The following is a 19,581-nucleotide window of genomic DNA, read 5'->3' as shown; positions in this document are numbered from 1 at the left end:
CACAAAGTAATGAAATAGGTGGAAGGAAAAAAAATTGTTGTGTAACCCATATATTTGTAAAAAATTAGGTATGGAGAAGGAGAAATCTGATGAGTTTTATTCCCGGCTCAAAGAGCAGTTGCTAGAAAACACCAAATGGCCATCTAACTATCTGTATAAGTTTATTGTACCTACGGATAAGAAACGCATTGATCAGATAACGACCATTTTTAATATGCCCGGTGCGGTGATAGAATCTAAAAAATCTAAAAAGGGAACGTACACTAGTGTTTCCATTACCGTGCACCTAAATAATCCGGATGAGGTAATTGCCAAATATAAAGAAGTTTCCAGTGTAGAGGGTGTAATTTCCCTTTAACGTTTAGGATTGCTATAATTTTAGTAATTTGCAAACGTTATTGGATATACTTCCCAATATTTTAATTTCATTAAACACTTTAATTTGAACGTAGTAGAAAATTTACAATATAATACGGAGCGAACTAAGCTCATCATTCCAGAATATGGTCGTCATTTTCAAAAAATGGTAGATCATGCAGTTTCCATTGCCGATAAGGAGGAACGAAATAAGGTTGCAAAATCCATTATTAGCGTGATGGGCAATCTACAGCCCCATCTTAGGGACGTCCCCGATTTTCAGCATAAACTATGGGATCAGCTGTTTATCATGTCCGATTTTAATTTGGATGTAGATTCTCCCTTTCCCATTACCTCTAAAGAGGTATTGCACCAGCGTCCTGAACCGTTGGAATACCCTCAAAATCATCCTAAGTACCGCTTTTACGGAAACAATATCAAAAGAATGATAGATGTTGCCATAAAATGGGAAAAAGGAGATATGCGGTCTGGGTTGGAATATGCGATTGCAAATCATATGAAAAAGTGTTATTTAAATTGGAACAAGGATACCGTAGAGGATTCAGCAATTTTCGCACACTTAAAGGAATTAAGCGATGGACAGATTGATCTTGCCCCAGACGGAGAAACCTTGACCGATAGCGGACAGTTCCTTAAAAACCGTTTGGCCAAATCCAATAGGAATGGTGGCAGCAATCATAGCCATAAAAAAGGACAGCGAAATAACCGGGGCAAAAAAAGATATTAAATTCCAAAGGAATACATGGGAACATTTCGAATAGAAGGTGGCCACCAACTTCATGGTGAAATTACACCTCAAGGTGCAAAGAACGAAGCGCTACAAATTCTTTGTGCAGTATTGCTTTCAGCCGAAAAAATCACAATCAATAATATTCCAGACATCATTGATGTCAATAAATTGATTGCCTTATTGGAAGATTTAGGCGTGAAAATCCAAAAGAAAGGTAAAGGATCATATACATTTAAGGCAGACGACATCAACCTAGAATACCTGCAGTCCGATCAATTTAAGCAAGATGGTCGTGGACTTCGAGGGTCCATTATGTTGGTAGGCCCACTTTTGGCAAGATTTGGGAAGGGATATATCCCCAAACCAGGTGGAGATAAAATTGGTAGAAGGCGTTTGGATACCCATTTTGAAGGCTTTATCAAGTTGGGCGCAAAATTCAGATATAATAAAGAAGAATATTTTTATGGTGTAGAGGCAGAAAAGCTCAAAGGCACCTATATGCTTTTGGATGAAGCTTCTGTAACCGGAACGGCAAATATTGTAATGGCTGCAGTTTTAGCTGAAGGAACCACCACTATTTACAACGCAGCTTGTGAGCCCTATTTGCAGCAATTATGCAAAATGTTGAATAGGATGGGAGCCAAGATTTCTGGAATAGGCTCTAATTTATTGATCATCGAAGGTGTTGATACGTTGGGTGGAACTGATCATACCATGCTACCCGATATGATTGAAATAGGGAGTTGGGTAGGTTTGGCTGCAATGACACGGAGTGAACTGACCATTAAAAATGTGAGCTGGGATGATTTAGGACAAATACCCAATGCTTTTCAAAAATTAGGAATTCAGCTGGAACGAAAAGGGGATGACATTTACATTCCAAAGCATGAAAATGGCTACGAAGTCCAGAACTATATCGATGGATCTATTCTGACCATTGCAGATGCTCCTTGGCCGGGTTTAACGCCCGATTTGTTGAGTATTTTGTTGGTTGTGGCCATCCAGGCAAAAGGGGAAGTGGTCATTCATCAAAAAATGTTTGAAAGCCGACTTTTCTTCGTAGATAAATTGATTGATATGGGGGCCAAGATTATTTTGTGTGATCCACACCGAGCTACCGTTATTGGGCACGATTTTAAATCCACTCTCAAGGCCACTACAATGGTATCTCCGGATATTAGAGCAGGGGTGTCATTGCTTATTGCAGCATTATCTGCCAAAGGCACATCTACCATTAATAATATTGAGCAAATAGATCGGGGTTACGAGAATATTGACGAGCGCTTAAGAGCAATAGGGGCAAAAATTGTTAGAGTTTAATGTAAACTGTTTGTTTGCCTTATCTTGTTTATATCACGCCATGTGACCAATTGTATATTATTTTTTTTGAGTTGAGATTTACAATAGTCACTGGTAAAAGTATCAAAATCAATTTGTCGCCATTCCGAACCAAAATTTGGATGATTTACCGAGATTCCTTTCATTTCAAAATTGTCAAAAGCGGGATGAATTAAAATCACATTTAGTCCAGGGGTTAAATTGTCAAGAGAATTTTTATAATAATCTTGTAGCTTTCCTTGTTCGAATAGGTCAAATCTACCTAAATGTATTTCTTTAATTTGTAAATCCTTTTCTTCAAGATTTAGATTAGAATTTAGCCCTACCATCTCCATTAATTGACGACTAAGCAAGACAGGTAAATCATATTTTTCTCCTAAATCTTTATAGATTTGGAAGAATTCAGGTTTTGTAGCCACACTGTACATATGGGAATCTAAATGTGTTGGTTTTAACCCAAATTTCAAAGCTTTTTCTATTTGAGCTGTTAGCTCTTTCTTTACTTCCTCGGCTGAGGCATATTTTCTAAGCTCTTCCCTGCTTTTATAGAAGTAGCCATTTTCATCCACTAAAGTCGGAACCTCCGATACAGGTAAGACCGGTCCAAATTTGTAGGTTTCCCATTCGCTAGTAAGCGTTAGATGCACGCCATTATCAAATTTTGGATTGTTCTTGGCAAATATTGCAATTTCGTAAAACCAAGGGCAGGGAACCATTATACTATAAGAGTTTACAATTCCTTTTTGAAGAGAATCGATAGTGGCCATATTTTCCGAATGTGATAAACCAGCATCATCAGCATGTATTATCAATAATTTTGTTTCCTCAGAAAATCCCAGCTTTTTTGGCAAGTTCATTATTTAGTAGATTCCTGTGTATTTGTTTTGGTTTTTGTTATTTCAAGACTGATTTGGGTTATGAAAATGGATAGATAGCTATTTCTTTTCAACCAAACTCCCATCCGGGTATTTAGCAAAACGCCCTTTTTCTTTGTTATGAACGTTGTCGGGGTAGGGCCAAGGCCATCCACCAAATTGGGTCAGGCGGTATTCTTCCATGGCCTGCTGAATTTCTTCATCAGTATTCATTACAAATGGGCCATATTTGGCCACAGGCTCATCGATGGGTTTTCCTTGTAATAGTAGGAAATGAGCTTTCTCGGAACCTATTTTTAAAGTTACTTCTTGAAAAGGGTCCAGTGCAATTCCAAAATTCGGGGTCACCTTTTTATTTCCGATGTGGATTTCCGAACCTTCGTAAAAATAAAGTGTTCGTGTGGCTAGCGTACTGATTTTGGGTAAAGTGTATTCCGTATTGGCATCTATATGAATGTTCCAAATGGCCACTTCATGGTCCGTTTTCGACGCCCAAGAATTTGGCGCTGGTTCATTGGCTTGTGTACCCTTATAATTCCCTGCAATTACTTTTATTTGGGCATTTCCTTCATCAATAATCGGAATATCTTCATGCCAGAGCATCTTAAAATGAGGTTCCACAAACTTATCGGCCTTAGGCAAATTCAACCAAATTTGAAAAAGTTCGAGGGGGTTTTCCTTGTCTGTATTTAGTAAGGGAAACATTTCGGAGTGTTGTACTCCTCTCCCTGCGGTCATCCATTGGGTGTCACCTTCGCCAAACCTTCCTGCTGCACCTAAAGAATCTGAGTGATCGCAATACCCCTTATTAACAATGGTGATGGTTTCAAACCCACGGTGTGGGTGATACGGAAATCCCGGAATGGTCTGCCCGTGATACATGCGCCAGCCATCTTTTATGGTAAAATCATTCCCAATGTTTCTACCTTCAAGAAGTTTGGGGTCAGGCCCCATGGTTTCTGTACCTTTCGGGTAATGATCTAAATGATATACGCAAAAAAGAAAGGGATCCTGGGTTTGCCAGGGAAAACCAAGCGGAAATGTTTGTAAGACGGCATCACTCATAATTAATGTTTTGCGGTGTTTATCTCAATCCAATAACCTTCAGGGTCCTGAATGTAAATTTGCTTTACACCGTCTGCTCTATCTGTTACAGAACCTTTGTTGCCAGGCCAATCGTAAAAATCAATGTTTTTTGAAATTAAGCGCTCAATAAAACCTTCTAGATTTTTCACCGCCAAACATAAATGAATGCTTTTGTCTTTTTTGAATTCAATAACATCTTTTTTAATTAAGTGTAATTGCGAATTCCCATAAATATTGAACCATCGAAACCCAGGTTTTCGTTCTGGGTGCGGAATCTCTTCAAAATCAAAGACATCCTTATAAAAATCCCCAGTTTTCATCAAATTGGTAACCACAAGGGATTGATGGTCAAAATCAAAACTCACCCCAAGCTTCTTAGGAGCTGTAAATTGGGTAGTCAAATATTTTTGCTTCCATTGGCCGTTTTCAAAATCACCAACAATAAAATTATAGGTATACGCATCTACATATTGCCAATAGTCCGTAACTATGGATTCTCCGTAGGCGTAAGTATATACAATATCCTTACCCACATTTTTAATGGTACCTTCTGTAACGCCACCAAAAATGTCAAACTCCCAAAACTTAATGGTATTAGACTCGGCATCAAAGCTTCTGACCCCATGGTTTCTTGGACCATAAGTAGTTTGCTCTTTATTGGTATAGCCAAGGGCATTTGTAATGACTAAGGTGCTGTCTAAACTATATTGAAATTCTATTTCTTGTTTAAATTTTGAACCGTCACCCCAATTGCCCTCAGCTTTCCATGTTTTACCGATAAGGTTATCAAAAAGGACCAATTTACTTTGTTGGGCTTGACTTTGAATAAATAGCCCTATTGCCAATATCACTAAATACTTCTTCATTTTACTATGTACCTATAGGTTTATAGAATTCTCTTTGTTCTTAGTTTTTATGTTGGCTGAATTTAATTATTCTGTTTAGTTTTTTCCGATTGGTGGTGGACCATCTATCATGGCCTCGTATTTTTCAGCACCTTTTCTAGTTTTGTACTCCGCCTTTACCTTTTCAACCAATTTCGGATTTTCAAATAGATCAGCCATAGTCATTGCCATTGCTTTGGAGGCATAAACCATCCCCTTGTGTCCAATGCTCATTCCACCACAGGCTACAACGGCCCATGAATGCCATGGTGTATCTTTTGGCGCAACAGTAACGCTTAGGTTAATGTTTGGCACATTCCAACTTACATCGCCTACATCTGTAGAGCCTCCTCCTGGACTTTTCTCAGTTTCCCTTAAAGGCTCAATCTTACTGTCCATACCAATTTCTGGTTTCCCGGTAGCTTTTTGAATGGCTTTTCCGAAAGCAACTTCATCTTCTGTATATGAAATAGGGCCTAAAAGCTCCAAGTTTTTTTGCATGATTTCTCCTCCTGCTCTATTTACCAACACCTCATAAATTCCAGAAACTAAAGATATTTTGTAATCTACATTGGCCATTATAGCAGCGCCCTCAGCCATTTTTTTAACCCGTTCGTATGTAGGAAGCATTACTTTACGTTTTGGATCACGGACCCTTACCCAAATTTTGGAATAATCGGGAACAACATTGACCACCTGACCGCCATCTTGAATGTGATAATGGATTCGAGAGGTTGGTTTAATATGCTCCCTATAATAATTCATCCCTGTTGTGTATAATTCCAACGCATCTGAAGCACTACGCCCATTCCATGGATCAGCGGAAGCATGAGCTGCTTGTCCGTAAAATTCCACGATGAAATCTATTAGAGATAAACCACTTTGTACATCGGCTTCAATATTGGCGCCAGGATGCCAGCTAACGTTTACATCTACATCATCCCAGAGTCCAGCTTCTACCATCCAAACTTTTGCAAAAAACTTCTCTTCGGCAGGTGTCCCGAGAAATTTTACAGTTCCCTTAAGTTTTCCTGATTCTATTTGTTCTTTAATGGCTATGGCTGCACCTAAACTCGCAGCACCGAACATATTATGCCCACAGCCGTGACCTGGAGCTCCTTCAATTCTTGGATTTTTGGTTGGTTCCGTCTTTTGCGATAGACCGGGTAATGCATCAAACTCGCCCAAGACGCTTATTACTGGTTTTCCAGAACCATAAGTTGCAGTGAATGCGGTTGGAATATCTGCAACCCCTCTGGTAACGGTCAGGCCATTTTTCTCTGCATAATCTGCTAAAACTTCGGCAGATTTAGACTCGTTGAATGCTGTTTCGGCAAGTGCCCAAATAGAATCACTAATCTTAATAAGGTTTTCTTTGTGCGCTTCAACAGAGGCAATAATAGCTTTTTTGCTTGAATTCATCTTTTGAGCCGTCATTTGTACGGAAACCAAACAAAGAAGGAATAGGGTAGTTAATTGTTTCATTTTATAATATTTGAATTAGTCACATTTAGAAGGTCAATATCATTAGACCAATCAATGAAATTCACAGGAAAGAAGTCTAAACGATAAAAACGGGTACTAAAAATACTGAAAAAGCATCAACCTACAGCTTCTTTATACGCTTTTAAACACCGTTCACGGGCTATTTTGTGATCTACAATTTTTGAAGGATAAGTAAGTTCTTGGTAATCAGTAATCCACTTTGAAATATATGTTCCTTTGCTATCGAATTTGGCTAGTTGTGTCATGGGATTGAAGACCCTAAAATAAGGTGCTGCATCCACACCGCTTCCAGCAGCCCACTGCCAATTACCCACATTGCTGGCTAGCTCAAAGTCCAATAATTTTTTGGCGAAGTAAGCCTCTCCCCAGCGCCAATCTATTAATAGGTGCTTGCAGAGAAAGCTTGCTACAACCATTCGCACACGATTGTGCATGTAACCAGTGTTATTTAATTCTCTCATACCTGCATCCACAAGAGCATATCCCGTTCTCCCCATTTTCCAAAGTTCAAATTCTGTTTCATCATTTCTCCAAACAATTCGATCATATTTGGGTTTAAAAGCATTGTTGAGCGTGTTGGGGAAATGCCAGAGAATTTGCATAAAGAATTCACGCCATATTAGCTCACTCCAAAAAACTTCATTTTTTTCTGAAATTGCTTTTTTTACAATTTTGCGGATAGAAACAGTACCAAATCGTAGATGGGGACCTAACCTTGAAGTTCCTTCGTCTAGGGCAGGAAAATTTCTGGTATCCTCATAGTTTTCAATCAATTTAGGAGTAGTTTTATAATTTTCAACTCGAATTGTAGAGGGCTCAAAGCCGATTTCGGATAACTGGATATTGGGAAAGTTTGTTTCCTGACATAGTTTTGTGAAGTGGGAATAGGTATCGTATTCTTGAATATGGACAGAGGGGTTAAACTTCTTCTTCCACTTTTTTTTGTAGGGTGTATATACCAAATAGGGGGTGCCATCATCTTTGACTACTTCATTTTTTTCAAAAATGACCTGGTCTTTGAAACTATGGAAACCTATTCCCTTTTGGCTTAGAAATGACTTTATTTTTAAATCACGTTTAATGGCATACGGCTCGTAGTCGTGATTCGTGTAAACAGATGAGATATCATATTCTCGTAGAAGTCCTTCAAAAACAGAAATTACGTCACCCTTGAACAGTGCTATGGTGCTATTATACTTGTTTTGAAGCTCGTCTCGCATTTTCTGAAGTTGACCGTGAAAAAAGGTGACCCTTGCGTCATTTTTAGGTAAGTTTTCAAGAATTTCAGTATCAAAAATAAATATGGGTAACACTGGGTCACCATTTTGTAGTGCATGATAAAACCCTACGTTATCGTCTAGCCGTAAATCCCTACGATACCAAAAAATGGAAATTTTACCTTTCATTAATTCACATTCAAAGTGGATATCCCTCCGTCTACTCCAATAACCTGGCCTGTGATCCAGGTACTTTTTTCGCTTAATAAGAAAACCGCTAAATTGGCAATATCTAATGCATTCCCAAACCTTTTTAAAGGATGTCTTTCCGACATTAGTTCTTTTTTTCTGTCATTATTAAGTAAACGTTTAGCGAGTTCTGTCTCTACGAGAGAAGGCGCAATGGTATTTACACGTATTTTAGGAGCATATTCAGCTGCCATAGCCTTTGTAAAACCTTCGATAGCACCTTTTGCTGCGGCAACGCTTGTATGAAAAGGCATTCCGGTACCTACGGCTACGGTGCTAAAAAATAGCATACTAGAGTCTTCTGCCATTTTAGGTATTATGGTTTTGACCACATTTACCAAGGAGAAAAAATTCAAATTCATATCATCTTTAAAAGTATCCAAAGACAGCATTTTAAAGGGTTTTAAATTAATGCTCCCTGGGCAATAGGCAAAACCATGAATTTCATTAGGTAGCTGACTTTCATTCAAATTATCTGTTGTGGCATCAAAAGTAATGTGATTTACGTTCAGGTCTCCTAACTCATTTTTTGTTCTAGATGCAACATAAACCGTGTAGTTTTCCAAAAGAGATTTAACCATTTCAAAACCAATACCATGTGATCCTCCAACAAGCAAAATATTCTTTTTCATCTTTCTAAATTGATATCAATTCAAGTGTATTGGGTTCACCATCTACTTTACCAAAAAGTTCAGCTAGTTTTTGTTCTCTGTATTGGAAAATCTGTAGGAGTTGTTTTTTTACCAAAATAGGTTGAAACAATTGTCCCAAAATTCCAAACGGAATTTTATAATCTATAATGTCTTCCATTTCCACACCCTGCTCAGTTTTCTTTAAAAAATGTTTATGATGCCATAGCGCATATGGGCCGAAGCGTTGTTCGTCAACAAAGTACTCTCCATCAATTACATGGGTAATTTCTGTCACCCATTTGGTGCGAAAAAAGGGAAATGGCTGTACTATATATTGAATGATTTGCCCAGCATACATGGGTCTATCATCTCCTGAAAGAATATGGAACCCCATGTGATCAGGAGTAATTGTTTTTAAATTAGCAGGATTTGACAAAAAATTCCAGGCTTCTTTTTTTGATATAGGCAACACCTGTTTTGAACGGAGTTGATATACTTTCATGGACTTGCTTTATTCAAAGATACTTCAAAAAATGTTCAATGAAAAATTAAAAAGATTAAACAAAATAGCATTGATTTTGTGGATGAACCTATTTCTAATAGGTGAGCTTTTGAAGAATTTGTTTACGGAGATGTAAAGGGCTTGCTCTTTTAAGGGTTTCTTAACAACCCAAGCTTCCCATTATCTTTAGTTTTGCTTCACTAACAAATCTAAAACACTTTCTAATGAAAAAATTACTCTTATTACTATGTGCTGTATCGGTTTCCCTTGCAGTGGAAGCGCAGATTACAACTCCTGCCCCAAGCCCTGCTTCTAAATTGGAACAAAAGGTTGGTTTAACAGATGTTACTGTAGATTATTCAAGGCCTTCAATGCGAGGCAGAACAATTTTTGGAGACTTGGTTCCTTATAACAAACTATGGAGAACGGGAGCCAATGCATACACTAAAGTTAGCTTTAGCACTGATGTCACCATCGATAATCAGGAGGTAAAAGCTGGTACATATTCAGTTTTCACAAAACCTGGGGAATCTAACTGGGAAGTTTTCTTTTACACGGATACACAGGGTGGAGGAACTCCTAGAGAATGGGATGATGCTAAGGTAGCAGCAAAAACTACTGTTCAGGTTTACCCAATGCCTATGGCTGTAGAGACGTTCACGATTACTATTGATGATTTAAAAAGTAATGGTGCCAACTTAGGTTTTATCTGGGAAAAAGTATATGTAGCTGTTCCTTTTACAGTTCCTGCAGACGCAACCGTTCTAAAAGATATTGAGAATACTTTGGCAGGACCAAGTGCTGGAGATTATTACACAGCCGCAGTGTATTATTTAAATGAGGACAAGGATATTTCTAAAGCTAAGGAGTGGATGGAAAAAGCAATGTCCATGACTGACGAACCAAGGTTTTGGCAATTACGTCAGCAATCTTTGATTTATGCTAAAGCTGGAGATAAGAAAGCAGCCATTGAGACTGCTAAAAAATCTTTGGCTGCATCTGAGGTCGCAGGAAATGATGATTACATCAAAATGAACAAAGATTCTCTGAAAGAATGGGGAGCGCTATAATTATTTAAATAGTTTTAAAACATAAAAAGACCCGCGATTATCGCGGGTCTTTTTATGTTTTTATCGGAGGTTTTCTTAAGAAGCCATCAAAGGTCTCAATCAACATAGCTAGGAAAATCACCAACATACATCCAAATGCATTTAACCATAGATAGGACATCCAATCCATATACCAACCTATAATTACAATTACCTGCGTTATCAGGGCAGCGACAAAAACTGCATTACCCTTTACAAACTTAAAGAAGAACGCCAACAGAAAAATACCCAGTACATTGCCATAAAAAATAGAGCCTATAATATTGACCAATTGTATTAGGTTGTCGAATAGGTTAGCAACGCAGGCAATAATGATGGCAATAATGCCCCAAAGCAAAGTAAATCCTTTGGTGGCAAGCACGTAATGCTTTTCATCTGGATCACCTTTTTTATTTCTTTTATATAGATCCAAAGCGGTTATGGTACCAAGGGCATTTAGTTCTGAAGCTGTGGATGACATAGCAGCGGAGAGAATCACGGCCAATAGTAAACCGATAAGTCCAGTGGGTAAATTATCTAAAATAAAATGGATAAAAACATAATCTTTATCGTTGGTTTCAACACTATCATTCGCTTGGGCAATTAGCGTCTTTGCTGCATCCCTGCTTGCCCGTTCTCTTTGATTGATTTTAACAATGTCTTGTTTTGCCTGTTCCACAGCATTGTATTCCTTCAATTGCAATGCAGCTGAAAACGCATTTTGAGCCATTTTCTTTTCCTGTTCCAATTCTAAATGTCCTTTTTCCAATAGCTTGTAATCGTCTACGTATTCCGATTCCATTACAGCCTGGGTGGCCGCAGGATTAAAATTTAGAGGTGAAGGATTGTATTGATAAAAAACAAAAACCATAGCGCCCACCAAAAGGATGAAAAATTGCATCGGTATTTTAAAAATACCATTAAAAATAAGTCCCAATTGACTTTCCCGAACAGATTTCCCTGAAAGATATCGCTGTACTTGACTTTGATCTGTTCCAAAGTAGGCCAAGGCTAAAAAGAATCCCCCCGTAATGCCGCTCCAAAAGGTATAACGGTTGTTGGTATCGAAACTAAAATCAAGGATTTGTAATTTGTTGTTGGCGCCAGCTATTTTAAGAGCCTCTCCAAAGGAAACGCCTGTGGGTAAAGAGCCAAGGATAAAAAAGAAAGCAAAGAACATACCCACCATAATGATGAACATCTGTTGCTTTTGTGTTACGCTTACAGCTTTTGTGCCGCCAGATACCGTATAGGCTATAACCAAAACCCCAATAATGATATTTAGTGTGCGTAAATCCCATCCTAGTACTGCGGAGAGAATTATTGAAGGAGCAAAGATGGTTATGCCTGCCGCCAATCCACGCTGGATTAAAAATAATATAGCAGTTAGAGTCCTCGTTTTTAAATCGAATCTGCCCTCCAACATTTCATATGCGGTGAATACCTTAAGTCTTCTATATATAGGGATAAAGACCAGACATATAAAAATCATGGCCAAGGGAAGTCCAAAATAGAATTGTACAAATCCCAAACCATCGTGAAATGCTTGCCCTGGAGTGGAAAGAAAGGTAATGGCACTTGCCTGAGTGGCCATTACGGAAAGTCCAATGGTCCACCATTTGGCATCATTCCCGCCTAATACATAATCATCAACATTTTTACTTCCTTTGGTTTTCCAAACGCCGTACCCTACAATAAATAATAGCGCACTACCAAGAACGATCCAATCTAATATCCCCATTAAGGCTTAGTTATTTTGTGACATGATGAAGTAGAAAATTATAATATACAGAAGGTTTAACAGGAGCACTAATGTGTATTCCCTCTTCCAATTGATTTTGTTTTCCATGTTATCCTTTGATTTCACTTTCAGATTTCACCTCATTCTTTCCAATGGAAAGCATGTTTGCAAAAAGTTTGTATGCACCAGATACACCCGCTGGAAGCTCTCTAAAAAAACTCAATCCGGTGTAGATATAATGGCCTTGACCATGAGGCGCTACTAAGAGGGCTCCTTCAGTAGGAGATTCACCTTCATCGTTCATAGAAAGTATAGGAGTAAATTCTGAACTCCATTCTTCGGGAAAATACAATCCTCTTTCTTGGACCCAACCATTAAAATCGCTTTCCCTTATTGTATTGGGGAAATTGACCAAGGAATGATTATTGGCGACTATGTTAACCTCCGCAGTTTCATCGGTTACCCTTGTTCTTGAAAGGGTAAGACCATAAGGAGCTATATTTTCAAATTGTTTGGCCCATCTACCTGCAGTATTGTATTGCACAATCATATTTCCTCCGTTTTCAACATAATCGAATAAAATGGGTTGCTTAAACTTAAGGCCTTCGACCACATTGTAAGCTCTAATGCCCACTACAATCGCGTCATATTTGTCCAAAGAACCTTTTTGTATATCATTTGGATTTATGGTGTGCACTTGGTACCCGATTTGCTTTAAACTCTCTGGCACCTCATCTCCAGCACCCATGATATAGCCAATATGTTCTCCAGACTTTTGAATGTTCACGCGTACCACTTTCGCTTCCGAGGGTAATAAAATGGACTGTTTTGGAATATGATCGTATGCGATTTCAACAAGTTCTTTGGTATATGTCTTATTTTCAATTGTAATGACTGGCGACAGTTTTCCTTCACTATCTTCGGAAGGTGGGGTAACCTTAAAGGTTAAAGATTGTTCTTGGCCCTTTTGTTGGATAGAAAACGATTTACTTTTTGGATAAACATTCCAACCAGAAGGATAATCTAATTTTACTTGACCAGAGACACTATCCTTGCCTGCTCTTACATTTACCATCACGTCTTTGGGTTCTGAATCGGAAAAAATCAACACTTTTTCAGCAATTTTGGAAGTAGCTTCGGGTAACACTACAAAGGGCTCATAAAGCTCTCCTTTTTCTGGTTTTGAGTGACGATATACAACAGGTTTTGAAAACTCAATTTCTATACCGTTAAAGTCCAGACTAAATCTTGTGTTAAATGCACTGGGTGTTTCAGGTTTCCCAATCATCTTTTGGTCTTTCACTATATACATTCCCAAACTACCTTGTTCTGTTAGCCAATATGGCCCAGAGTCGGTTACGGAGTTTGGAACAGGAAAATCCATAGAAAAGTTTTCTCTTTTGTTATTTTCAAGCACCTTGCTTGGCGACAACTTAATGGCTGTCCCTTCTATTTGTATTTCCTTTAGTACTATATTTTGAGAACTTCTGTTCAATGCTTCCACATTAAGCTTGGAAGTATTTTCTGCAGAGGTAGAAGCAGCGGTAGCACTTGTTTCTAAATAAAGACCTGCGCAATCTAGGATTAGGGCCCTTAATTCTTCGGACTTTAGTGTTTTCCAGTGCTCATCTTCAATATTTTGTAATAGGGTATACGCTTTTACCAGCTCTGGAATATGTTTTGATGGATTGGCAAAATCAAAATTCTTTTCAATTTTATACAAAATTTCGCCGATGGCTGCTCCGCCCTTTACTCTTGACCATGTGGTATCAATTCCTTCAAATAAATTGTTTGTCGTTGGCAAATCGCCTTTCAATAATTCTACGTACTCGTCTTGCGACCCTCTTGTGGTCACTCTTCCAAATCCTTGACACAAATGCTGGCTGCTTGCCATGGATGCAATTTCGTTATTGGAAAGCCCTAATTCCGGATAAAACACACCAATATCAAATTTCAGCATATTGGATTTGTCTGCTTTTTCAAAATTCTCTCTACTTCCATAGAACCACCAGGTGGTATTAAAAAAAGCGCGTCTAGGCTGCCAGGTGGAGGTAAGTTCCAACTGTTCTGGATAGGCATTGGCATCATTTGCCAGATCAAAGGCTTCCATACTTAGCATGGCCGAAGATGTATGGTGACCGTGGGTTGATCCTGGAGTTCTATGGTCAAAACGATTTATGATAACATCTGGTTTTAAATTACGAATAGCCCAAACCACATCTCCCAAGACTTTTTCTTTGTCCCATATTTTAAGTGTTTCATTTGGGTGCTTGGAATAGCCAAAATCATTTGCTCTGGTAAACCATTGTTCGCCTCCATCTATTCTTCTGGCGGCTAACAATTCCTGGGTCCTTAAAACCCCTAAAAGTTCCCTTAATTCAGAACCTATTAAATTTTGCCCACCATCGCCCCGCGTAAGGGAAAGGTAAGCCGTATGTGCTTTATCATGATTTGACAAATAAGAAATCAGTCTCGTATTTTCATCATCTGGATGAGCCGCAATGTAAAGCGCGGTGCCTAAAAAATTGAGTTTTTGAAGATTATGATGTATTTCAGTAGATGTTGGTTTGTTTGGCCTTTGGGCAAATACATTTGAAAAAACGGCAGCTACAAATAAGGTGCTGACCCAGAAGTTTCGCATAGGTAAATTTTTAGTGGTTGCACCAAATATAGAAAGATTCAAATGAGCCCAGATGCACTTTAGAACATCTTTAACAGGGTGGGATTATGCCAAAACTGATTTAATTATAACCCTAAACTATCCCTTAACACTTCATCCTTATTTCCATTTTGACCCCAATAAGCTGTCTTAAGGGATTTTAACCTTGTGGCTTTTGTGGTCATTATTTTTGCATTGGGTCCAAAGCCACTTTTAAAATCTTCAGTCCAACTTTCAATGGTATATGGAAAGCTTGATGAAAATTGTATGCTAAGCGTTCGCTCTAATTCTGGATATACGATAGTATAATTGCTTAGGCCGCCTTGGGTTGACAGTGTTGCTTTAGCGTTATATGCTTTGAGGGTTTTATGTCTAAGACGAGAATATTCAAGAGATGGAATTACTTTCAAATTTCCGATGGGCAGATCAGTTGGGTTGATTCGTATTTTGTTCCAAATTTCATTTTCCAAGAGGTCTTTTTCCAATGCCAAGTTTTGGTCTGCTTCGGTCTCAAAATAAGAATGAGAGGTATACTCAAATTGGTCTCTGTTGTTAATTTGAGCATATACATGGCCGCACCATTCCTGCATGGATAAGCTGGTTTTTATGGCATGTTGATTGTCATGAACAGGGTAAAAAGTACTACTCATTACGGAATATGGGTAAATACCGGTCAAATACTTTTTTGTAGCATTTAGCTTTAAAACTGGAATGTTTTTTGCATTATCGCTATCCGCTTTTACTTGTATTTCGGGTAAAAAAGGCTCAGTAACATAAATTAACACGGCATGTCCATTTCGTATTTCACCATATCTTGCTTGTTCCAAGGTGTACGAAGTGATTTCGGCATTTCCAGCATACCAGTATTTTTTAAAATCTTCAGAAAGTTGTTTTCTTGGGCTTTCAAATTTCTTTGATGTCTCTTTGGTATTTAGAGCCATTTCTTTGTTGGAAGCCTTAGTTTTTTCAACACAAGAAACGAAGGAAACAGAAACTAAAACTACCAATGCAATGGCAAACTCGGTTTTGAATACTTTTTTCATAACAGGAAGGATTTACGTAAAATTACGTATCCCTGCTTAGGTAACCATGTCCATTAACGTTTTGTAAACTAAATGTGTAGGCAAACCGACCACATTTGTATAGGGACCTTTAATTTCAGAAATACCAATTTGTCCAATCCATTCTTGAATGCCGTATGCTCCAGCTTTGTCATAGGGTTCGCACAAATCAATATAATACTTCAATTCCGCATCACTAAAATCCATAAACTTGACCAAAGTAGTTGCGTTTACCGTCTTTTGGGAGGTAGTTGTTGTAAAACATACGGAGGTAATCACTTTATGCCAATCTCCAGATAATGTTCGCAGCATTTGAAACGCTTCTTCTTTGTTCGAGGCCTTTGCCAGCGAGGTTTCTTTGTGCCATACAACGGTATCGGAGGTAATCACAATTTCATTTGGAACTAATTCTTCTTTAAATGGGGTGGCCTTTAATTCGGCTAAATAATTTGAGATTTCACTTCCTTTAAGATGATTGGGATAAACTTCTTCTACCGATTTTGGACGTACTTCAAAGTCCAGACCCATTTCCTCGAGAAATAGCTTTCTTCGAGGAGAACCGGAGCCTAAAATGAGTTTGTACCCTTCTAGTTTTTCTTTTAACGGATTTCTTTCAATCATTTTTAGCACTAAAATTGTCGTTCCAATCTCCTTTCACTTTAAGTACCTGCTCTATAATATCCCTAACGCAACCTTCCCCGCCATTTTTATGGGAAACATAGTCCGAAATAGCCTTCACTTCCGCAACTGCATTCTGGGGAGCAGTGGCAAGGGCGACCATTTTCATCGGCGGTATGTCAGGAAGGTCATCACCCATATACAAAACGTTTTTTGGATTAATATTGTAGACATCCAAGTATTCTTCCAACGGATCTTGTTTGTGATGGGCACCTAAGTAAATATCCGTCACTCCAAGTCCCTTTAATCGTTCTTTAACTCCTTCATTTGTGCCCCCAGAAATAATACATACGTTGTATCCCTTTTGCAAGGCAGTTTTTAGGGCATAGCCATCTTTTACGTTCATCTTACGCAGCATTTCTCCAGAAGTGGTTATTAGAATTGAACCATCTGTAAACACGCCATCCACATCAAAAACAAAAGTGGTTATAGCATTTAGCAGCTCTTTATAATTCTTTTTCATACATTTTTTTTATGGCTTCACTTAGTTGGGCGTAAAGTTCGGTTTGTTTTTTGTTTTTTAATAAAGATAAATGCTTTTCCATGCTTTTTTGATCTCCTCGACGCGCCGGCCCAGTTTGTGCTTCTCTAGGTGATAAGGATTTAAGTTTTTTGGCAGTTTCCATGATTAATGGATGCAAAAGTGAAAAGGGTAATTCTTCTTTAACACAAATAGTTTCACTAACACTATATAAGTAGTTAGTGAAATTATTGGCAAAAACGGCCGCTAAGTGAAGTTTTTCTCTTTGCTCTGATGTTGTTTTATATACCATATCGGAGACAAGCCCCGCTAAGTCATGCAGGATTTTTAAGGAAGCACGCTCTTTTGCCTCAATACAGATAGGGATGGTTTTAAAATCTATAGGTTTACCTTTGGTAAAGGTTTGAAGTGGATAAAAAACACCTTTGTTTTTCGGCTGAATACTTTCCATTCCAATCGCCCCCGAGGTATGTGCAACGATTCCCTTTTTGTCTAAAAGTAATTTAGATACAGGGACTATGGCATCATCTTTTACAGCAATAATGTATACGTCTGCGTTTTTGATTTGAGTAGGATCAGTACAAGTATCTGAGTAGGTATTGAATTTCTTAAGTTTTTCAGGATTTCTACCATAAACCTGTACTATAGTAGCCTCATCTAAGGTGGAAAAAGCGTTGCAAAGATGTTCTGCTAAATTCCCGGTTCCTAAAATGACTACAGTGTACATGCGTCAAAAATAAGGGAATGAAATGTAAATGGCTAAAACAAAAAAGCCGCCATAGTTGGCGGCTTTAAATAAAGTAAATGGTGTTAGGCACAAGCGACTGTAACATCATGCCTGTGCGCTCCTCCAGTAGTAGACTCAATGGTAATTTGATTATTCTCTCTTAAAGAGGCAAAATTCCCAGGGGTCAACTTCACTTTATGGTTGTGTCCTGATCCACCTTGAATGGAATACTCTTTTTCAGCACCAGCATCTATATCTGCTTTGGGTACTGTTAGTGTATGTCCATGATTACTACTAATAGCAATGGCATTGGCGCCATTTGCTGCACAATCCCTAGAGCTTGGGTCAATGGTAGGGTCTCCGTTCGCGCTGTCATCACCAGAGCAGCTTAAAATTGAATACACAGGTAATGCCACAAGTAGGGCACCCGTTGATTTTTGGATAAAAGTTTTTCTGTCCATTTTCATAATAATTTTTTTCTTTTAAATTAATCATTTTCAGGGTATTAACAAAAAAATGATGCATCAAAACTTACATTTTTAATAGCGCCGTCAAGCATATAGAGATGTTATGCGGGGTTTGAATCGGATAATTTGGCTAAAGAAAATGCACCTACTGCCATTACCAAATCTCGAACAGCAACATCGATAAAATGACCACTTGAAATCAAAACAACCGCAATGACTGTAAGCCAACCCATTACGACCAGTGCACCGATTTTAGGTTTAAGAAAAACAAGAATACCAGCAATAATTTCTATAACTCCCACAATAATCATAAAGGTGCCTGCTTCCATTGGAATAATTTCGGATAACCCTGGTGAGAGATACTGACCCCAATCGGTCAATACATTAGCAAACTTGTCAAAGCCTGCAATAATGGGAACAAGTCCATAGGTGTATTTTAATATGGATTTTACCAATTCAACATTTGAATTCATCATTTTTAGGATTTTATATTTTTTAACTTTAGATAAGGGATGGTGAAAAAGGTTACAAAATTTTGTAACTATTTCTGGGAAATGCTATCTAAAGCGAAAACAGGGTGCAATGGAAATACGAAGGATAAACGATTTTAACAATCATAAAATATCCGAGCAGGAGATTGTCGAGCGTATCCTTTCTGGAGAAAAGGAATTGTATGAGATTCTTTTAAGGCGAAACAATCAAAAGCTGTTTCGTGTTATAAGAAGTTACATTAAGGACGCTGCAGAGGTTGAAGACATTATGCAGAACACCTACTTAAAAGCGTTTGAGAAATTATATCAGTTTAAGCAAAGCTCCTCATATTCCACATGGTTGATAAGGATTGGGATTAATGAATCTCTGGCCAGGTTAAAGGAAAAAAATAAGATTATTGATTTGTACCAAAAGTCAGCAGAGATAAAGCAAAATACTGTTTTGGAAGTACCAGATAAGACCCAAATGAATCCAGAAAAAAGAATTATAAGAAACGAAGCAAAACAGCTATTGGAGGATGCAATTGATTCTTTAAACACCAAATACCGTACAGTATACATGCTCAGGGAAATTGAGGAAATGAGCATAAATGAAATTTCGGAGTGTCTTGGTGTTACCAAGGCCAATGTGAAGGTGCGCTTACATAGGGCTAAAAACATGCTAAAAGAAAAATTATATGAACTTACCGCGAACAAGGAAGATGTGTTTGGTTTTGGTTTTAGCAAATGTGATCGCATCACGGATAACGTTATGGATGCCGTACTTCAAGCATGACAATCATTACATTCAG

At 38.2% G+C, this 19,581-nt stretch carries 20 protein-coding genes; 5 read left to right on the top strand and 15 right to left on the bottom strand.

The window, feature by feature from the left end; translation table 11 throughout:
- Nucleotides 1-70 precede the first annotated feature (70 nt).
- The 3 genes from FVB32_RS15315 (at nt 71) to murA (ending at nt 2,428) form a co-directional block, all read left to right on the top strand.
- Nucleotides 71-358: a DUF493 family protein gene (locus tag FVB32_RS15315; protein ID WP_147744703.1), complete on the top strand. Its 288-nt coding sequence runs from the start codon at nt 71-73 to the stop codon at nt 356-358.
- Nucleotides 359-442: 84 nt separating this feature from the next.
- The gene (locus FVB32_RS15310) at nt 443-1,105 is read left to right on the top strand and encodes a DUF4290 domain-containing protein (RefSeq protein WP_147744702.1); all 663 of its coding nucleotides are present in this window, start codon (nt 443-445) and stop codon (nt 1,103-1,105) included.
- Between the two features lie 15 nt (nt 1,106-1,120).
- Nucleotides 1,121-2,428, top strand: a complete 1,308-nt coding sequence (gene murA, locus FVB32_RS15305; protein ID WP_147744701.1) for a UDP-N-acetylglucosamine 1-carboxyvinyltransferase — start codon at nt 1,121-1,123, stop codon at nt 2,426-2,428.
- Here the strand turns inward: murA and FVB32_RS15300 are convergent.
- The 7 genes from FVB32_RS15300 to FVB32_RS15270 all read right to left on the bottom strand — a co-directional run bounded on the left by FVB32_RS15300 (nt 2,425) and on the right by FVB32_RS15270 (nt 9,397).
- Nucleotides 2,425-3,303, bottom strand: coding sequence for a polysaccharide deacetylase family protein (locus FVB32_RS15300; protein ID WP_147744700.1), 879 nt, complete (start codon nt 3,301-3,303; stop codon nt 2,425-2,427). The genes murA and FVB32_RS15300 overlap by 4 nt on opposite strands.
- A 78-nt stretch (nt 3,304-3,381) precedes the next feature.
- Complete coding sequence (locus FVB32_RS15295) at nt 3,382-4,386, bottom strand: pirin family protein (protein WP_147744699.1); 1,005 nt, start codon at nt 4,384-4,386, stop codon at nt 3,382-3,384.
- Nucleotides 4,387-4,388: 2 nt separating this feature from the next.
- Nucleotides 4,389-5,273: a VOC family protein gene (locus tag FVB32_RS17925; protein ID WP_246139900.1), complete on the bottom strand. Its 885-nt coding sequence runs from the start codon at nt 5,271-5,273 to the stop codon at nt 4,389-4,391.
- A gap of 75 nt (nt 5,274-5,348) precedes the next feature.
- Nucleotides 5,349-6,776, bottom strand: a complete 1,428-nt coding sequence (locus tag FVB32_RS15285) for an amidohydrolase (protein WP_147744698.1) — start codon at nt 6,774-6,776, stop codon at nt 5,349-5,351.
- 116 nt (nt 6,777-6,892) lie between these two features.
- Nucleotides 6,893-8,203: a cryptochrome/photolyase family protein gene (locus tag FVB32_RS15280; RefSeq protein WP_147744697.1), complete on the bottom strand. Its 1,311-nt coding sequence runs from the start codon at nt 8,201-8,203 to the stop codon at nt 6,893-6,895.
- On the bottom strand, nt 8,203-8,895 hold the full coding sequence (locus FVB32_RS15275) for an SDR family NAD(P)-dependent oxidoreductase (protein WP_147744696.1): 693 nt from the start codon (nt 8,893-8,895) through the stop codon (nt 8,203-8,205). The genes FVB32_RS15280 and FVB32_RS15275 overlap by 1 nt, the downstream gene beginning before the upstream one ends.
- 4 nt (nt 8,896-8,899) lie before the next feature.
- Nucleotides 8,900-9,397, bottom strand: coding sequence for an SRPBCC family protein (locus FVB32_RS15270; RefSeq protein ID WP_147744695.1), 498 nt, complete (start codon nt 9,395-9,397; stop codon nt 8,900-8,902).
- Between the two features lie 224 nt (nt 9,398-9,621).
- On the opposite strand from FVB32_RS15270, the gene FVB32_RS15265 reads away from it, so the two are divergent.
- Nucleotides 9,622-10,467 (top strand): DUF2911 domain-containing protein, encoded by an 846-nt coding sequence (locus tag FVB32_RS15265; protein ID WP_147744694.1) that lies wholly within the window; start codon nt 9,622-9,624, stop codon nt 10,465-10,467.
- 52 nt (nt 10,468-10,519) lie between these two features.
- Here FVB32_RS15265 and FVB32_RS15260 read toward each other — a convergent pair whose 3' ends face one another.
- The 8 genes from FVB32_RS15260 to FVB32_RS15225 form a co-directional block, all read right to left on the bottom strand.
- Nucleotides 10,520-12,226, bottom strand: coding sequence for a sodium:solute symporter (locus FVB32_RS15260; RefSeq protein ID WP_147744693.1), 1,707 nt, complete (start codon nt 12,224-12,226; stop codon nt 10,520-10,522).
- A 109-nt stretch (nt 12,227-12,335) separates the two neighbouring features.
- Nucleotides 12,336-14,867, bottom strand: coding sequence for a PIG-L family deacetylase (locus FVB32_RS15255; protein ID WP_147744692.1), 2,532 nt, complete (start codon nt 14,865-14,867; stop codon nt 12,336-12,338).
- A gap of 104 nt (nt 14,868-14,971) precedes the next feature.
- Nucleotides 14,972-15,928 (bottom strand): septum formation inhibitor Maf, encoded by a 957-nt coding sequence (locus FVB32_RS15250; protein ID WP_147744691.1) that lies wholly within the window; start codon nt 15,926-15,928, stop codon nt 14,972-14,974.
- Nucleotides 15,929-15,964: 36 nt separating this feature from the next.
- Entirely contained in the window at nt 15,965-16,567 is a 603-nt protein-coding gene (locus FVB32_RS15245) for a Maf family nucleotide pyrophosphatase (protein WP_147744690.1), read from the bottom strand.
- Nucleotides 16,560-17,087 carry a KdsC family phosphatase gene (locus FVB32_RS15240; protein ID WP_147744689.1) on the bottom strand — a complete coding sequence of 176 codons (528 nt, stop codon included), beginning with the start codon at nt 17,085-17,087 and terminating at the stop codon, nt 16,560-16,562. The genes FVB32_RS15245 and FVB32_RS15240 overlap by 8 nt, the downstream gene beginning before the upstream one ends.
- Entirely contained in the window at nt 17,071-17,832 is a 762-nt protein-coding gene (locus FVB32_RS15235) for a Rossmann-like and DUF2520 domain-containing protein (protein ID WP_147744688.1), read from the bottom strand. The genes FVB32_RS15240 and FVB32_RS15235 overlap by 17 nt, the downstream gene beginning before the upstream one ends.
- Before the next feature lie 83 nt (nt 17,833-17,915).
- A complete protein-coding gene (locus tag FVB32_RS15230; protein WP_147744687.1) occupies nt 17,916-18,293 on the bottom strand; it encodes a hypothetical protein in 378 nt (125 codons plus the stop codon).
- A gap of 107 nt (nt 18,294-18,400) precedes the next feature.
- Entirely contained in the window at nt 18,401-18,775 is a 375-nt protein-coding gene (locus tag FVB32_RS15225; RefSeq protein ID WP_317132217.1) for a hypothetical protein, read from the bottom strand.
- 106 nt (nt 18,776-18,881) lie between these two features.
- Between FVB32_RS15225 and FVB32_RS15220 the strand changes: the two genes are divergently transcribed.
- Nucleotides 18,882-19,565: an RNA polymerase sigma factor gene (locus FVB32_RS15220; RefSeq protein WP_147744686.1), complete on the top strand. Its 684-nt coding sequence runs from the start codon at nt 18,882-18,884 to the stop codon at nt 19,563-19,565.
- Nucleotides 19,566-19,581: the final 16 nt, after the last annotated feature.

It is taken from the genome of Flagellimonas hymeniacidonis (assembly GCF_008040165.1).
Taxonomy (GTDB): domain Bacteria; phylum Bacteroidota; class Bacteroidia; order Flavobacteriales; family Flavobacteriaceae; genus Flagellimonas; species Flagellimonas hymeniacidonis.
This window is presented reverse-complemented; position numbering and strand designations above follow the sequence as displayed.

Excerpts from the sequence above, each read along its gene's own strand:
- FVB32_RS15315 (WP_147744703.1), top strand. The coding sequence starts at position 71 with ATGGAGAAGGAGAAATCTGATGAGTTTTATTCCCGGCTCAAAGAGCAG.
- murA (WP_147744701.1), top strand. The coding sequence starts at position 1,121 with ATGGGAACATTTCGAATAGAAGGTGGCCACCAACTTCATGGTGAAATT.
- FVB32_RS15300 (WP_147744700.1), bottom strand. The coding sequence starts at position 3,303 with ATGAACTTGCCAAAAAAGCTGGGATTTTCTGAGGAAACAAAATTATTG.
- FVB32_RS15295 (WP_147744699.1), bottom strand. The coding sequence starts at position 4,386 with ATGAGTGATGCCGTCTTACAAACATTTCCGCTTGGTTTTCCCTGGCAA.
- FVB32_RS17925 (WP_246139900.1), bottom strand. The coding sequence starts at position 5,273 with ATGAAGAAGTATTTAGTGATATTGGCAATAGGGCTATTTATTCAAAGT.
- FVB32_RS15285 (WP_147744698.1), bottom strand. The coding sequence starts at position 6,776 with ATGAAACAATTAACTACCCTATTCCTTCTTTGTTTGGTTTCCGTACAA.
- FVB32_RS15280 (WP_147744697.1), bottom strand. The coding sequence starts at position 8,203 with ATGAAAGGTAAAATTTCCATTTTTTGGTATCGTAGGGATTTACGGCTA.
- FVB32_RS15275 (WP_147744696.1), bottom strand. The coding sequence starts at position 8,895 with ATGAAAAAGAATATTTTGCTTGTTGGAGGATCACATGGTATTGGTTTT.
- FVB32_RS15270 (WP_147744695.1), bottom strand. The coding sequence starts at position 9,397 with ATGAAAGTATATCAACTCCGTTCAAAACAGGTGTTGCCTATATCAAAA.
- FVB32_RS15265 (WP_147744694.1), top strand. The coding sequence starts at position 9,622 with ATGAAAAAATTACTCTTATTACTATGTGCTGTATCGGTTTCCCTTGCA.
- FVB32_RS15260 (WP_147744693.1), bottom strand. The coding sequence starts at position 12,226 with ATGGGGATATTAGATTGGATCGTTCTTGGTAGTGCGCTATTATTTATT.
- FVB32_RS15255 (WP_147744692.1), bottom strand. The coding sequence starts at position 14,867 with ATGCGAAACTTCTGGGTCAGCACCTTATTTGTAGCTGCCGTTTTTTCA.
- FVB32_RS15250 (WP_147744691.1), bottom strand. The coding sequence starts at position 15,928 with ATGAAAAAAGTATTCAAAACCGAGTTTGCCATTGCATTGGTAGTTTTA.
- FVB32_RS15245 (WP_147744690.1), bottom strand. The coding sequence starts at position 16,567 with ATGATTGAAAGAAATCCGTTAAAAGAAAAACTAGAAGGGTACAAACTC.
- FVB32_RS15240 (WP_147744689.1), bottom strand. The coding sequence starts at position 17,087 with ATGAAAAAGAATTATAAAGAGCTGCTAAATGCTATAACCACTTTTGTT.
- FVB32_RS15235 (WP_147744688.1), bottom strand. The coding sequence starts at position 17,832 with ATGTACACTGTAGTCATTTTAGGAACCGGGAATTTAGCAGAACATCTT.
- FVB32_RS15230 (WP_147744687.1), bottom strand. The coding sequence starts at position 18,293 with ATGGACAGAAAAACTTTTATCCAAAAATCAACGGGTGCCCTACTTGTG.
- FVB32_RS15225 (WP_317132217.1), bottom strand. The coding sequence starts at position 18,775 with ATGATGAATTCAAATGTTGAATTGGTAAAATCCATATTAAAATACACC.
- FVB32_RS15220 (WP_147744686.1), top strand. The coding sequence starts at position 18,882 with ATGGAAATACGAAGGATAAACGATTTTAACAATCATAAAATATCCGAG.